This is a genomic window from Nonlabens sp. SY33080 (assembly GCF_011784885.1).
GTDB classification, from domain to species: Bacteria; Bacteroidota; Bacteroidia; order Flavobacteriales; family Flavobacteriaceae; genus Nonlabens; species Nonlabens tegetincola.
Window position 1 is genome coordinate 342,949 of the sequence record NZ_CP050461.1, and the last position, 16,069, is coordinate 359,017.

The following is a 16,069-nucleotide window of genomic DNA, read 5'->3' on the forward strand; positions in this document are numbered from 1 at the left end:
CAATGAAGAGATTTAAATATTTAATAGCATTCGTTTGTTTAATAGCTGCTTTTACTAGCGCACAAGAATCTCTTTACAATAGAACAATGGCAGCAGAAATTGTGCTGGAGCAACAAGCTGAAAATATTGTGATTAAAGCACTTGCTGTAAACAAAACTCAAGTTGATACAGGTATCAGCTATAAGTTTACTGTTTTTACTAAAGACAGTTTAAATAATTCTAGTAAAAATGAACAAAAAGGTAATGGTGTGGTCAAGGCTGGTATTAAAGCCCTTTTAGGTACTACACAGGTAGGAATTAACATTCCAGAAGAAATAAAAATAATGGTACTTATTTATGATCAACTGGATCAATTAATAGGTAAAAAAATAGAAACTATAGCGCCCTATACTACACAATTGGTAACAGCAAACCAATTTCGAAATGACGATGAATATCTAGGGTTTAGGGGAATAGTAACTAATAAAACAAGAACAAAACCAGGTAAGGATTTTTATATTGAATTCTTCCGATTATATAAAAAATACAATGTCAATAGTGATAAAATCGTCGTTGTCAGGGAAGTGTTTGGTCAGGGACGTACTTCACAAATTCAAATACAAGTAGGCTTTACCAAGTTAGAGCCCTTTGTACTCAGCCCACAAAAAAAATACATTGAATATATGGCCTCACGTATGCTACAACAAGTATATATCGAGCTACAAAAAATGAAAGAAAAAGAAACTCGAGAATATTAATAACTAAAAACCAAAATCATGCTCAAATCGATTACAACAATGCTCACGTTGTTTATGGTTATTCTGTTAAGCTCAACAACAGATTCCCAAGCTCAACAATTAGTGTACCGACCTATTAATCCAGCCTTTGGTGGCGATACTTTTAACTATCAATGGTTGGTTCAAAGTGCCGAATTACAAAATAAATTTACTGATCCCAATGAAGCAGCTCTTGCAGAAGATGAGTCTGCATTAGATGCTTTTGCTCAAGGTTTGAATAGACAACTTTTAAGTTCGTTGTCTCGTAGTTTATTAAACTTACAATTTGATAGCAGTCAGGATCTAGAACCAGGTACCTTCAGTTTTGGAAATCTTGAAGTGGAAGTCTTGGAATCCTTAGAAGGATTGGTAATAAATATTTTAGATACAACTACAGGTGATCAGACTCAGGTAGTCGTTCCTCAATAAACCAACCTTTATTATGAGACTTTTTAAACTAGTAGTGATACTACTGGCCTGTATGATTTTGCAGGGATGTGGTGCCTACTTTAACCAGCCTTTAGATACTCAAGACGCTAGAATAGGTGAGACTACAAAAGTTACTGATCGCTTGCGTAATCTTCCACCACCTATCATACCAGCAGTTGTAGGAGTATATAAATTTGAAGACCAAACAGGACAATTTAAATTGAGTGAGGTAGGAAGTACCTTTAGTAACGCTGTTACTCAAGGAGGAACAACTATCCTAATTAAAGCTCTTGAAGATTCTGGATGGTTTAGACCTATCGAGAGAGAAAATCTTACCAATCTAATTACAGAACGTAATTTGATACTAGATACTCGTCGCTCTTATGCCAAGCAAAGCAACACTCAAATGAAGGATTTGGATCCTTTATTATATGCAGGTATCTTAATTGAAGGTGGTATTGTATCGTATGACACAAATGTTCTCACCGGTGGCGCAGGAGCTAGATACTTTGGTGCAGGTGGTTCAACAAAATACCGCCAAGATCGAGTAACTGTTTATTTGAGAGCAGTTTCTACTAAAAGTGGTGAAATATTAAAAACCGTATATGTTTCAAAAACTATTTTCTCACAAGCAGTTGATGCTAGTCTTTTTAGATATGTGAGTTTTCAAAGGTTGCTAGAGGCAGAAACTGGTTTTACTAGAAATGAACCAGGACAGCTTGCTATTAAAGAAGCCATTGAAAAGGCAGTAGAATCTTTGATTATAGAAGGTATAACTGTAAACCTATGGTCGCCTGCTGGTGGTCAAGAAGTTGCTACAGCCATGGTTCGTAAGTACAATAAAGAGAAAGAAGTGGCAGAGCGTACTGATGTGTATCAACGTGATCTACTACAACGCCGTAGTAAATTAAGAATTGATTTGGGCGCTGGTGGAACTTACATGCAAGGTGATTTGCCCAATGCCGATTATGAACACCATTTTAATGTAGGTCTTAAATACAACTTTAACCCATACCTAGGTGTGCGTGGAAATCTTAGTCAGTTGCGATTAAACAACGAGGGCTTGTTTAATGAACAATTTCGCACGGCCGATTTAAATGCCGAAGTTACCTTACTACCTTTTGAATCTTTTACTCCACATGTTTATGGTGGAGCAGGAGTTTTGGCTGTAAATGGTATTTCAAATTTTGAACCTAAACTACAAGTAGGAGCAGGCTTTGAATATGCCTTAACTCCTAGTTTTGGAATTCAAGCTTTTGGTGAATATAACATGACATTTACCGACGAGCTGGACGGAACCGTGGCAGGTAAACGGGATGATAACTATTACAGAGTAGGAGTAGGTCTCAATTTTTATCTAGGAGATAATCAAGCGAAACAAAACAATCTTACTAAACAACAACGTAAAGCAAGACGCCGTCAAAAACGTAGTGAGCGCAAGCAATTGAGAGAAAGTTTGAAAAAAGCCAAAGAATTAGATGCGCTTTCTCGTCCTGCTCAACAAGATGATAATTCAAACGATTCTACTAACTCAAACTAAACAATCATGAAATACACAACATACATTCTGCTAGGACTGCTACTCATGTTGACGGGTTGTAGTGAAGATACTATCGAGATTAATGGTAAAGGGATTATTAAAGGTAGGGTAGTAGAGGATATCACTTTTTTACCTCTTGAAAATGTAAAAATATCAACTAATCCACAAACCAATGTCGTATTTACCGACGTAGATGGGAATTTTGAAATAGAGGTTGAAGAAGGACAATATGCTGTACAAGCCCAAAAGGATGATTTCTTAGCATCATTTGAAAGCGCCGATGTCTTTACAGGAGAAACCGTAGAACTTGTTTATGAACTTAAACCATCAACAGCAAACAATCAACCACCAGCTACACCGTCATTGGTTGCTCCAGTGGATAATGCCGTTGATCAACCCTTTGAACTTACCCTAGAATGGAGTTCTGTCGATCCTGATGAGGACGAATTAAAATTTACAGTTTTACTTAGAAACAGCAGGGATAATACGGTAGAAACTTTTGAAGATATTACCGAAGAAACACTAGATGTGCAAGTGGCTTTTAATACTACCTATTTTTGGCAAGTAATTGCAAATGATGAAATCAACACACCTGTAAACAGTCCGGTATTTACTTTTTCAACAGCAGACTTTCCATTAAATAGATTCCATTTCGTAAGAAAATCAGGTTCTAACAATCAAATTTTTAGTGCCGATGGCGATGGAGTAGAAATAGCACTTACTGATGCCACGACTAATTCTTGGAGACCACGAATCAATCGTACCGCAAATAAGATAGCTTTTTTACGAAATGTGGGTGCTCAAATCCACGTATTTACAATGGATCCAGACGGCAATAACCAGCAACAAATAACAAGTCAAATACCAGTTTCAGGATTTAATCCTGATGAAATAGACATCACTTGGTCAGATGATGGTTCCTTGATTTATTATCCTGTACAAGACCGATTGTACAGCATTCAATTAGATGGAACAGGATTAACACAAGTACATCAAACGACGGGTAATCTAATTACCGAAGTTGATTTTAATAACGGTATTCTAGCGGTAAAGACTAATAATTTATCCGGCTATAACTGCGAGATTTATACTATTGATACTGTAGGTAATGTGCTCGATGTGGTTTTAACTGGAGTGACTGGAGCTGTAGGTGGTATTGATCTAAGTGCCGATAATTCTCAAATTTTATACACACGTGATGCTAGTGGATTTGAAAACCAGCAGTATCGCAGGCTAGATGTTAATGCTTACGTCTACAATTTCAATACCATGAATGAGGTTAATGTGAGCTTTAATAAGGATCCAGGGACTAATGATCTGGACGTTCGTTTTTCACCGACTGAGGCTTCCATAATTGTGTATAATCAAGACAATGATGGAATCACGCCAGGTAAAGTACAAACACTAGCCATATTAGTACCTGATACACGTGAAGATGAATTTACAAACGCAATGATGCCAGACTGGAAATAACATTATCTCAAAAATGGGAATAGCTGTCGTTTATCCTGTACATTGTGCGTAACAATGTCGTTTAAACTGTCCCTGAGCAAGATAGTTTATAGGATATCTGAATAGGATACTTACGCAACTTCACTATTTTTAAACGGCTATTCCCTAGGGATAATATATAAAAAAAATAATGCCTGAGAAGAGTATAGGGAAACTCTTCATCAGGCATCTTTCATTCTAAATATCTATAAACCGTTATGTTTTAGACGACACAAATATACAGATGAAAGGTTTATTTGTTAGATTAATTACATAATATTTAGCATTTGTTCAATAAATAGTGTATTTCATCGATGTGGTTAGTAATTCGAATTAAAAAAATGTGTTAAGGTTAAATTATTTAGTAATTTTTAATTTTCAATCAACCTTAATTACATGTTAATGTCATCATTTATAATTTCGGCTGCGAGTATCTTTATGCTATGAATGCATTTAATATTCCTCAAAGCAATCACCCTAGAGTCATTATAGTAGGTGGTGGTTTTGGTGGTGTTACGCTTTCGCGAAAGCTAACAAAGCTCCAACTTCAAGTGGTACTTATAGATCAAAATAATTACCACACCTTTCAACCCTTATTGTATCAGGTCGCAACTAGCGGTTTAGAACCTGATAGTATTGCATTCCCATTAAGAGGAATTACGGACAATCAAGAGAATTTCTTTTTTAGAATGGCACAGGTGACTCAGGTTGTTCCCGAAAAGAATGAAATTGAAACTAATATTGGGAAATTACAATTTGATTACTTGATACTTGCCACAGGCACCAAAACCAATTACTTCAATAATCAACAAATAGAAAATGCTAGTATGGGAATGAAAAGCGTGGTCGAATCGCTTAACATACGTAGTACTATGCTCAAAAATTTTGAAAAGGCTACTATTACAGCTAGTGAAAAGGAGCGTAAAAAATTAATGCGTATTGTAATATCTGGCGCTGGACCTACTGGAGTAGAACTTGCTGGTGCTTTTGCCGAATTTAAAAAAGGAGTAGTTCCCAAGGATTATCCCGATATTAATCCTGAAAATATGGAAATTCACCTCATCGATGGGTCAGATAGGGTATTGTCTAGTATGAGTGAGGCTTCTAGTAAGAAATCTTTAAAATATCTCGAAAAATTAGGTGTCAATATTCATTTGAATACCTTGGTTAAGAATTATGAAGATGATGTCATCACTACAAATACGGATCTTAATTTAGAAGCATCCACCTTTATCTGGAGTGCTGGTGTTATTGGAAATCACGTTCCTGGCATTAAAGAAGATTCCTTTCATGAGAAAACACAGCGTTATCGAGTAGATGAATATAACCGTATCATGGGTTACGAATCTATTTATGCTGTTGGTGATATCGCATTAATGGAAACTGATGACTATCCCAAAGGTCATCCACAAGTTGCGCAGCCAGCTATACAACAAGGGAAAAATCTCGCCAAAAATTTTAAAAGGCTACTCAGGGAAAAACCTCTTAAACCTTTTTCATATTTTGATAAAGGAAGCATGGCTACCATAGGGCGTAATAAAGCAGTTGCCGATGTGGGATCTTTTACGATTGGCGGTTTTGCTGCCTGGTTCACATGGTTGGCAGTTCACCTTTATTTTTTGGTAGGTGTTAGAAATCGAGTGGTGGTTTTTCTTAATTGGATTTATAACTATTTCAACTTTGATCGTGCTGCACGTCTTATCTTACAACCAGAGCGATCCAAAGCGGCTCCTAAGAATTAAAACAACCAGCTGCGGTCCCAAACTATTCCTAGATTGATAATAAATTCATACCTACTAGTTGAGGTATTTTGTTCAAATATTTGAGCATCGTTGGTGCTAGCCAATCTACGTGCTTCAAATCTTAAAAACGAATAGTTGGTAGGCTTGTACTCGGTCGATAGAGTTATTCCATAAACTGATAATCCTTCATCCACTGTTAGTTGAGAAGGAACGATTCCCGATATGAATCCGTTTTGATCTTTAAATAATTCTATTCGGCTTGTATAACTCCATTTGTTATTTTGTTGAAATTTTGCAGTAAGTAAAGCATTGTACATCCAGGCGGTTTTTCCCGTTTCTAATTCACTATTGGTTTGAGATCCTATATCAAATCCAGCTGTCAACCACCATCTTTCAGAAAATTGGGTGTTTAAATAGGCGTTGTGGTAGGTTCTATATCGAGAAACAGGATCATCAAGGGTAGCTTCTTGTCCAAAAATATTGGTATAAGTGATGCTTGTACGGTCATTAAACGCATAGGTAAGTAATGCTCCAACGCTGAGCTCGTCATTCTCGTCAACAAATTGGTTATACCCATTCAAAACCCATAATTCGGCATACCAATTTTCATTGAATTGATTTGAAAGTTTAGCTCCTGCTTGATAAAAGGGTTCATTAAACGTAGCTACAGCTGTAGAAGCCGTCCAATTGTTTTTTGGGAGAAAACTTTCTGTTCCTATATGGGTAGTAAAAAAACCTGCATCCAGCCATAGTGTTTTGAACAACCTTAAGCCAACTGTTGCAGTTTGTACTTCATTAAAGTCATCGGACCAGGTTGCTTTTGCGATATCACCATAATGCAGGGTAAGGCTAGCTCGTACGTCCTTTGATTCATACTGAGCTCCTAATTGCGCTATATTTAAGCCTATTTGATTATTCCTGTTGGACGTGGTCGTAAAGGATCTAAAACCATCATGACTGCCGTTTGGGACATTGGCATAGTAGGTATCCAAGTAAAAGTCTACAGTAAGTTTCTTTTCAGTGATTTCTTCTTGGCTTCTACCGGTAAAGATTCCAGTAAAAACACAAAAAAGAACGAATAGTGTATTCGATAAATTCATAATACAAAAGTCAACAGCCTTGGACTTATAATTTTGGTAAATAGGAAGAATTTAACTAAAAGTTACTGCATATAATTGGAAATTTGCCAAGTATTAAAATCCATCATGGGCCACTTTTTTAAAACCTTAAATCAGAAATATCAAAGATTTAAGTTAGGACTAAGTCCACAGCGCAATTTATTTTACGGTTTTTTCACCTACATTCTCGCAGGTTGTTTGTTATTATGTTTGCCTTGGTTTCAAAAACAGGACGTATCTTTTTTGGATAATCTATTTATAGCCACCAGTGCGGTTTCTACTACAGGTCTGGTTACTGTAAGTGTATTTGACTCTTATAACTTTTTCGGTCAATTTGTGGTAATGTCCTTATTCCAATTAGGTGGTATAGGTTATTTGACATTCACCACTTTTATGTTACTTTCTACGACGAGAAAAATAACACACTGGCACAAAAGATTACTTAGCTGTGAGTTTACATTACCGACTACGATACGCATCAAGGATTTCTTAAAATCGGTAGTTTTATTCACTTTGATTATGGAATTGATAGGAGCAATCTTGTTTTTTATTGCCTTTTATCATGATGGGATGCCATTCTGGGAAGCAGTTTGGAACGCTATATTTCACAGTATAAGTGCTTTTTGTACAGCAGGATTTAGTTTGTTCAATAGTGGTTTTACCGAATACGTTGACGACGGATTTATAAACTTCATTATTTCGTTTTTAGCGATCGCTGGATCATTAGGATTTATTGTGGTGACTGATTTAGTGTTATACCTGAAAGACAAGACTCACAAACTGAGCTTTACTACCAAAATCATTTTTATAGGTTTTGCTTTCCTATTAAGTACAGGATTTATGTTTATGTACTTTTTAGAACCTAGTGTTACTGCTTTAATGGGATCGGAACGTATTTATGCGGCTTTCTTTCAAACCATGTCTGCCATGACTACAGTAGGATTCAACACAGTTGACTACGGTATATTTTCTCTTCCTATTGTTTTGGTCACTATCTTCTTGATGTATGTAGGAGCATCTCCATCAGGAACTGCTGGTGGAATGAAAATTACCACACTTACAGCTGTTTTTGCTATTATGAAAAGCAGGTTACAAGGAGCGAGAGAAATAACCTTTTTGGGACGTAAAATACCTTTTGAACGATTGTATATCGCTACCTCTTCCTTTATATTTTATACATCACTCATCTTTCTATTTACTTTATTGCTTTCTTTTACAGAAGACTTCTCTTTTGAAAAAATACTGTTTGAGGTAAGCTCTGCATTGGGAACTGTCGGACTTAGTATGGGAATTACTGGTGATTTAACAGCTTGGGGAAAAGCCATCCTTATTGTATTAATGTTTATCGGAAGACTAGGAGTACTCACTTTTGGATTGGCTATTTGGTCCAAACAAAAGCATCAAAAACAGGTCGCAGTTTTAGAGGATGATTTGGCAGTGTAAGTAGTTACTTTCAAACCTGTTCGACAACTGGTTAATAATTCTCTATAAACTGTAAATCAGTGTATTAGGTGTTGATTTTTAACAATGTTTTAAGACTCCTTCTGTGGCGGTATAGGCTGCGATAATTATTCTTGCAGCCTTATTTCATTCTACTATCTCATTCTATTATGTACCGTTTATTTTTAATCACTTATTTATTTATAAGTTCCATTTCTTTAGCTCAGGTAGGAATTAACACCAATGCTCCCAGTCCTTCAACTTACCTAGATATTCAAGGAACTGATGCCGGTGTGCTATTACCTAGAGTAGCCTTAACTGGTAGCGGTGATACAACCACCATTTCGCACGGAAATGTTGAAGGATTAATAGTCTACAATACCGCTACGGTAAGTGATGTAACACCAGGTTTTTATTACTGGAATGGTACTGCTTGGTTAAGGTTCCAAACTTCGGCACCAGTACAAACTGGAGTGATGATGCGTAATTTTACCGCAACGGGAATAGGCGGCACAGGTAGCGTTTTCAATTTTCCTAACCAGCTCTTTAATACTATTACAGGTGCCAGCTTTAATGGAAATCAAATAACCTTACCTACCGGATTGTACATCATAGAATCTGATTTGCGATTAAACTCCAACAATACTATTGATTGGAATGTACAATTAAACGGCACACAGGTTACTACAGGAGCATCTGGATCTGCAAATCCAGCTGGATTCAATACCAATGCCAGTACGATCAAACAAATAAGCATTGTTCATATTACCGCAGCGACTGGTGAAATTGATTTTATAGTAACTAATGGTTCGGGTGCTACGATCTTAAACGGTCAAACTCACGTTCTCATTAAAAAGATAGGCTAGTAGCCTAGTATCAATTTACATTCTCATATTTGGCACGAGCAGCTAGTAAGGTGCTAAAATAACGCACGCCATATTCAATAACCGATTCGTCAACTTGAAAAATGGGTGTATGTGGCATGGCAATAATGTTTTGTTCAAAATTAGAAGCACCCATAAAAAAATAGGTTCCTGGAATTTCTTCTTGAAACAAAGCAAAATCATCGCTACGTCCACCAGGAAAACTTCCAGAAAGCTCTGTGAGTGCATCCTCATAATGATTAGACAGGAATTGCATAGCCTCTTTAGTGGTTTCGGGATGGTTTTTAATCACGTAAGAAACGGGTTCGATGTGGTGGTACTTATATACATCTTGCAAAGCCCCATTCTTAAACAAAGAATCCATCTTTTGACGACCTTGTTCCAGCTCTTCAGCGTTACTAAAGCTTATATAAGCGCTCAAAGTGGTGCTATCTTGGAGCTTTTGCACTTTCATCGGACTTTCTAAATAGGTATAATTCTTATAAATACTAGAACTACCCACAATACCAATAGTAGCATCTTCAAAAGAACTATCAGTACCAAAACGTTCATCAGTCACATTTTGTAATTGCTTAAAGTAGGAAGTAGCCGCATTAATTTTGCTAGTATCTTGGGTATGTAAACCCAAAACGATTTTCTTGTAATGGGCATAAATCTCATTGGGTTTAACGGCCACTGTACCTACAGGAAACGGAGTCATATGCAAGGCATAGAACTCATCAGGTTGAATTACTTCTAGCAAGCCATCTTCTAGCATGGCCTTTGCTCCAGTAATCGTTTCTTCGGCAGGTTGAAAAACGAAATAATACGTTCCAACTAATTGCTCTTTGTGCAAACTCAGATTTTTAGCAATTCCCAAAGCAATGGTAGTATGCACATCGTGTCCACAAATATGTCTTAAACCTGGATTTTTAGACGCAAAAGCTACTGGATCATCTTCAAACTCTGTCGCAAGTGCGTCAATGTCGGCGCGCCAGGCTATTTTCTTACCAGGTTTGCCTGTATCTAAAATACCAACCACGCCATAACCACCTATATTCTCATGAACTTCTAGTTGTAATTCCTTGAGATAATTAGCAACAAGAGTTGCAGTTCGTTTTTCATTACCAGCCAACTCAGGATATTGATGTAGATCTCTACGTATTTCTACTAATTCACTGTACATTTCTTGTGAAGAGGTAGTCATATCCTCAAACAACAATTCTGTATCGTTTTCAGTCGGTTTGCAAGACAACAGCACATTTATTGTCAATAAGGTTAGTACGTATTTCATGGTCTGGTATTTCAGGTAGTTACTCAAAGGTAGTAAAATAGCTGGGACCTTAAGAATATTGCTAATTGGATAATATGTCGTTATACCTACTAGCTGCATTTTGAAATTTGAATGCAATTCTACGTCTTAATCTTTTAGGAGAAAGAACCTCGAGACTATCACCAAAACCTAATAACAATCTATCCAGCTCAAAATTTGTATGAACCTTGATGCTATAGGTAGACCAACCATTCTTATCCTTTTCTATAAAACGTTGCGAACTGTGAAAGGGTTTCGTTTCTACATAAGGAGCATTTTTTGAATCTACTTTAAAAATAATGGTTTTTAAATTGCGATTATCCAGTACAGTAACTCCTATTGTGTCTTTGTAATACTCCTCAATATTTATATCACTAGGTGAGTATTCAATACTAAAATCATAATCAATTCCCAGTATTCTATCCAGCGCTAGCGTGATCAATTTATTGCTTTTATTAGACTTCACAATAAGAAACCAGCGGTTGTTATATTCTTTTAAAAAATAAGGATGACAAGTTATTATGGATGGTGCGATTGCTGTAAAACTTTGATAAAACACCTCGATCACCACTTGTTTTTGAATAGCATGGTACAGTTCGTCCAGTAATTCCAGACCTTTTAATTTGGTATTCTGTTCTAGATGAATAATGGCATTTTTATGATGCCGCTCAGTATGGATACGATCTTCAAGCTTATTGAACAAACCACTAAGTTCTTGAAATAAACTAAAATCTTTAAACTGTCGCAGCATATCCATGGTTTCAGATAAAATACCCATATCATTTTGTGACAGCGGTATTTTTGTAATAGAATAATTAGGATCGGTATACCGGTAATACTTGCGATCATACACCTCGATGGGAGCTTGGTATCCCAGTTTTTCGCTACGCATCATTTGTATATCCAATTGTATGGTACGTTTGCTCACATTAATATCCCTACCTTCAAATTCATACAACGCATCGCTACAGGCAGCTATCAAATCTTGTAAAGTCCAGTTGCGCATGCTATTCTGCAAGCACTTATCTATTGTTTTGTAGCGAATTAACGCATTTTTATTAACAGCCATTTTCCCTAGTTTATTTTGAAATAGTAGGTTTTAATTACGCTTTCGCGAAAGCGTAATCACCATAAATTCATACATAAATACAATAAAATTCTAACTACGCAAAAACATTGCGCAGTAGGAATTAAATATTTGTATTGTCAAAAGGGAAAGGGTATTGTGGTTAGATCCTTTCTTGTGGTAACTGCGCCACCATGGGACGTGGCGCAGTTTAATATCAAAAATAAAGAAAATGAAAACAATTACTGGAAAAGACATACGCGATCTAGGATTCCCACCGGGAAGATGGTATAAAGAAGCGATGGAACATATTAATAAACACCAACTATCACAGGAACAAATGTTAGAATACCTAGAGCAGTTTAGATTGCCCGAGGCTCAGGATTTACATGAGACTCCAGTTTCATTTAAACTAAATATTGCAGCGCAAAACGAGCTAGAGCAGGAAAATGTGGATCAAGTAAAGGCTACTATGGAACAAGTCATGCGCACACCTACCGTTGTAAATGGTGCGGTAATGCCCGATGCTTGTCCAGCAGGACCAGTAGGTACTATTCCTGTAGGTGGCGTGGTAGCTACTAGAAATGCCATACATCCTGGTATGCATAGTGCCGATATATGTTGCTCGGTCATGCTAACTGATTTTGGAAATGCCAATCCTAAAACGGTTCTAGATGCAGCACACCAGATCACGCATTTTGGTCCAGGCGGAAGACCTAGAGGAAAACAATTTTCTCTTACACAAGAAGTGGAAGAGTTGTTTAAAAACAATTGGTTCTTAAACGATGATGTCACCATGTCCATTGCTCAAGAACATTTAGGAACTCAAGGTGACGGTAATCACTTTCTATTTGTAGGAAAATCGGCAGCGACTGGTAATACGATGATGATCACGCACCACGGTTCACGTGGTCCAGGTGCGCGCTTGTATAAGAAAGGGATGAATGTAGCCGAACGTTTTAGACAATTATTGTCGCCACAAACCCTAAAGCAAAATGCCTGGATTCCTTTTGATACCGATGAAGGACAAGAATACTGGAAAGCGCTACAAGCTATACGCGCCTGGACTAAGCTTAACCATGAGATTATTCACGAGCAAACCGCTCTAGAAGCCAATTATCAAGTAGAAAACAGGTTTTGGAACGAACACAATTTTGTTTTTAAGGATGAAGACATTTTTTACCACGCCAAAGGTGCTACACCGCTGGATCAAAAATTCATGCCCGATATTACTGGTCCTAGGTTAATACCTTTAAACATGTCAGAACCTGTTTTGATTGTTGAAGGAGCGACTACCAGTGGTAATTTAGGATTTGCACCGCATGGCGCAGGTCGTAATATGAGTCGATCGCAGCACAAGCGTAACCTGGCAGAACGTAGTGATTTGGATATTTTTAAAGAAGAAACAGCAGGACTAGATGTTCGTTTTTTCAGTAAAGAGATTGATATTTCAGAATTACCTAGTGCTTATAAAAACGCGGCTACGGTGCGCGATCAAATGCAAGAGTATAATTTGGGAACGGTCATAGATGAGGTCATGCCATACGGTTGTATCATGGCAGGTGACTGGCAAAAAAATGCACCTTGGCGCAAGAGAAAACGTAAAAAGCGCAGGAAATAATTCCTAATATGTCATTAAAGAGTAAAGAACGTTAAAAGTTTTTTGCTCTTTTTTTTGTGTATCCTCACATAACATGTCAAACAACATCCACATTAAATTCATTAAAAACCAAACATTACACATTAGTTAAAAAACTAGTTTTTTTCTATCTTCACAGTCCCCTAAATCGCTGCATTTTCTTACTCAAAAGAAAATGAGTGGTTTAGGGTGTTTTTATGTTTGATCATAACGAGATTACAAAGAGTAATCACTCGTTGTGACCTAAATAAAATCCTATAATCGTGTTGATAAACTCATTTTTGAATACAGCAATTGGTTGCTTTACAGAAGTAAAAACAAGCGGTAGAACACGGGTTTATGGGAAAAAATAGAATTAAAAAAGAATAATAATTAAACCAACAAATAAAAATTTATGGGATTGTTTAATAAGATTTTGGGTAACGCTAGTCAAGTTTCCTCAGAACAGCTAAGTGAAAAATACGGTAGACTACTTACTGATAATGAGCAAATTGAATTGGGCTTTAAATTATTTAGAGACGTGTTTATGTTTACTAATAAACGACTAGTACTTATTGATGTGCAAGGACTTACAGGAAGTAAGGTAGAATACAAATCATTGCCCTATAAAAGTATTTCAAGATTCTCACTAGAAACCGCAGGTACTTTTGATCTGGATGCCGAGCTAAAAATTTGGATTTCTAGTGAAAACATACCATCAGTAAGCAAAAAATTCAATAAAAGTATCAATGTATACGAGGTTCAAAAATACCTCGCCAGCAAGGTTATGTAAAGTTTTCTTGTGAGTATGCAAACTGTGAATCTATAGCAAATTTTATACCTTTAAAGCTATTAAAATATAGCGACTCAACCACGAGCCGCTTTATTAGTTTAAACTAATATCTTTCTATGTCAGAAAACCAACAACAATTACATCAAACACTCTGGAATATCGCCAACGACCTACGTGGTAATATGGATGCCGACGATTTTAGAGACTACATACTAGGCTTCATTTTTTATAAATACCTAAGCCGTAAAATGACGCTGCACGCTAACAAAGCACTAGCACCAGATGGCTTAACTTATGACCAAGTAATGGGTCATGAGCAAGAAGAAGCACTTATAGATGCCTTGCGTACCGATGCCTTAGACGCTTTAGGCTATTTTTTAAAACCAACCGAACTGTTTAGCGAGTTGGCAAAACGAGGTAACTCTGGTGGTGTCAATAAATTTATACTAGAAGATTTACAAAAAGTACTCACAAGCATAGAGCAAAGCACTATGGGTAGCGAGAGCGAAGACGATTTTGGTAACCTCTTTGAAGATTTAGACCTTACCAGTAGCAAACTAGGGAAGACCGAAGAAGCCAAAAACGAACTCATAGTAAAAATACTAAACCGTTTAGAAGCCATTAACTTTGATGTAGACAATGCCGAAAGCGACATTCTAGGCGATGCTTACGAGTATCTTATTGGGCAATTTGCAAGTGGCGCAGGTAAAAAGGCAGGCGAGTTTTATACACCGCAACAAGTGTCTAAAATACTAGCGCAGTTAGTCACTACAGACAAAGACCGACTTAAAAGCGTGTACGACCCAACCTGTGGATCTGGTTCCTTACTACTACGTGTGGCAAAAGAAGTGAACGAAGTTGGCGCCTTTTACGGGCAAGAAAGCAACCCAACCACGTACAACTTGGCACGTATGAACATGATCATGCACGATGTGCATTACAAACGTTTCGATATTTATAACGAAGATACGCTAGTCAACCCATCGCCAGTACACAGCGAGCTTAAATTTGAAGCCATAGTGGCAAATCCACCATTTTCTGCAAAATGGAATCCAGATGCTATTATAAGCGACGAGCGTTTTTCACCATACGGAAAAATGGCACCCAAAAGTAAAGCCGACTTTGCTTTTGTACAGCACATGATATACCAGTTAGATACCAATGGGACTATGGCATGCGTATTACCACATGGTGTTTTGTTTCGTGGTGCTGCCGAAGGTCACATACGCAAGTACCTTATTGCAGACACCAACCAGCTAGATGCCGTAATAGGTCTGCCAGCAAACATTTTTTACGGTACCAGTATACCAACTTGTATTTTAGTACTAAAAAAAGACCGCAACACCAGCGCACGTAGTAACAACATTTTGTTTATAGATGCCAGTAACCATTTTGAAAAAGTAAAAACCCAGAATGTACTACTGCCAGAACATATAGACAAAATCGTAAACACATACAGAACTTATTGTCATCCTGAACTTGTTTCAGGATCTCATGATACTCATCCGGCAACCATAGACAAATATAGCTATGTAGCCGGTCTAGACGAGATAAAAGAGAACGATTACAACCTAAACATACCACGCTATGTAGATACTTTTGAAGAAGAAGAACCTGTAGACCTACAAGCCGTATCGCAGCAATTACAACAGCTAGAACAAGATATGGAAAGCACAGATGAGGTAATAGCAGGCTTTTGTAAAGAATTAGGAATAAACACACCGTTTTAGTCATTGCGAACCAAGTGAAGCAATCTTATGAATAAAACAAGAAGTCATTATAAACCGTCACATCGAGTGATTTGTGAGGTACGAGCAAATTGTATCGAGATGCTAACCTTTTTGGGCGTGCCCCAAGGGTCGGGCTATACATTACAATCTTTTTGCTCGTACCTCACAAAAA

The 16,069-nt window shown here is 37.1% G+C and carries 13 protein-coding genes; 10 read left to right on the plus strand and 3 right to left on the minus strand.

Annotation, left to right across the window (positions count from 1 at the left end):
* Positions 1-2: 2 nt before the first annotated feature.
* From HCN53_RS01550 to HCN53_RS01570, 5 genes are all read left to right on the plus strand, one after another.
* Entirely contained in the window at positions 3-737 is a 735-nt protein-coding gene (locus HCN53_RS01550; protein WP_167341774.1) for a CsgE family curli-type amyloid fiber assembly protein, read from the plus strand.
* An 18-nt stretch (positions 738-755) separates the two neighbouring features.
* On the plus strand, positions 756-1,184 hold the full coding sequence (locus tag HCN53_RS01555; protein ID WP_235783964.1) for a curli assembly protein CsgF: 429 nt from the start codon (positions 756-758) through the stop codon (positions 1,182-1,184).
* A gap of 13 nt (positions 1,185-1,197) precedes the next feature.
* Entirely contained in the window at positions 1,198-2,724 is a 1,527-nt protein-coding gene (locus HCN53_RS01560) for a CsgG/HfaB family protein (RefSeq protein WP_167341775.1), read from the plus strand.
* A gap of 6 nt (positions 2,725-2,730) precedes the next feature.
* The gene (locus tag HCN53_RS01565) at positions 2,731-4,197 is read left to right on the plus strand and encodes a hypothetical protein (RefSeq protein ID WP_146104995.1); all 1,467 of its coding nucleotides are present in this window, start codon (positions 2,731-2,733) and stop codon (positions 4,195-4,197) included.
* Positions 4,198-4,658: 461 nt separating this feature from the next.
* Positions 4,659-5,957 carry an NAD(P)/FAD-dependent oxidoreductase gene (locus HCN53_RS01570; protein WP_167341776.1) on the plus strand — a complete coding sequence of 433 codons (1,299 nt, stop codon included), beginning with the start codon at positions 4,659-4,661 and terminating at the stop codon, positions 5,955-5,957.
* Here the strand turns inward: HCN53_RS01570 and HCN53_RS01575 are convergent.
* Positions 5,954-7,057: an outer membrane beta-barrel protein gene (locus tag HCN53_RS01575; RefSeq protein ID WP_167341777.1), complete on the minus strand. Its 1,104-nt coding sequence runs from the start codon at positions 7,055-7,057 to the stop codon at positions 5,954-5,956. The two genes, HCN53_RS01570 and HCN53_RS01575, sit on opposite strands and share 4 nt — an antisense overlap.
* A gap of 105 nt (positions 7,058-7,162) precedes the next feature.
* Here HCN53_RS01575 and HCN53_RS01580 point away from each other — a divergent pair, with 105 nt between their 5' ends.
* Both HCN53_RS01580 and HCN53_RS01585 read left to right on the plus strand, forming a co-directional pair.
* Positions 7,163-8,518: a TrkH family potassium uptake protein gene (locus HCN53_RS01580; RefSeq protein WP_167341778.1), complete on the plus strand. Its 1,356-nt coding sequence runs from the start codon at positions 7,163-7,165 to the stop codon at positions 8,516-8,518.
* A 167-nt stretch (positions 8,519-8,685) separates the two neighbouring features.
* Positions 8,686-9,381, plus strand: coding sequence for a hypothetical protein (locus HCN53_RS01585; RefSeq protein WP_167341779.1), 696 nt, complete (start codon positions 8,686-8,688; stop codon positions 9,379-9,381).
* Positions 9,382-9,391: 10 nt separating this feature from the next.
* Here the strand turns inward: HCN53_RS01585 and HCN53_RS01590 are convergent, their stop codons facing one another.
* Together HCN53_RS01590 and HCN53_RS01595 are read right to left on the minus strand one after the other, a co-directional pair.
* Positions 9,392-10,672 (minus strand): M20 family metallopeptidase, encoded by a 1,281-nt coding sequence (locus HCN53_RS01590; RefSeq protein WP_167341780.1) that lies wholly within the window; start codon positions 10,670-10,672, stop codon positions 9,392-9,394.
* 61 nt (positions 10,673-10,733) lie between these two features.
* Positions 10,734-11,759 carry a helix-turn-helix transcriptional regulator gene (locus HCN53_RS01595; RefSeq protein ID WP_167341781.1) on the minus strand — a complete coding sequence of 342 codons (1,026 nt, stop codon included), beginning with the start codon at positions 11,757-11,759 and terminating at the stop codon, positions 10,734-10,736.
* 229 nt (positions 11,760-11,988) lie between these two features.
* Here HCN53_RS01595 and HCN53_RS01600 point away from each other — a divergent pair, with 229 nt between their 5' ends.
* From HCN53_RS01600 to HCN53_RS01610, 3 genes are all read left to right on the plus strand, one after another.
* Positions 11,989-13,377, plus strand: coding sequence for an RtcB family protein (locus HCN53_RS01600; protein ID WP_167341782.1), 1,389 nt, complete (start codon positions 11,989-11,991; stop codon positions 13,375-13,377).
* A 412-nt stretch (positions 13,378-13,789) separates the two neighbouring features.
* Complete coding sequence (locus HCN53_RS01605; protein ID WP_105018749.1) at positions 13,790-14,167, plus strand: PH domain-containing protein; 378 nt, start codon at positions 13,790-13,792, stop codon at positions 14,165-14,167.
* 116 nt (positions 14,168-14,283) lie between these two features.
* Positions 14,284-15,897, plus strand: a complete 1,614-nt coding sequence (locus tag HCN53_RS01610; protein ID WP_167341783.1) for a type I restriction-modification system subunit M — start codon at positions 14,284-14,286, stop codon at positions 15,895-15,897.
* Positions 15,898-16,069: the final 172 nt, after the last annotated feature.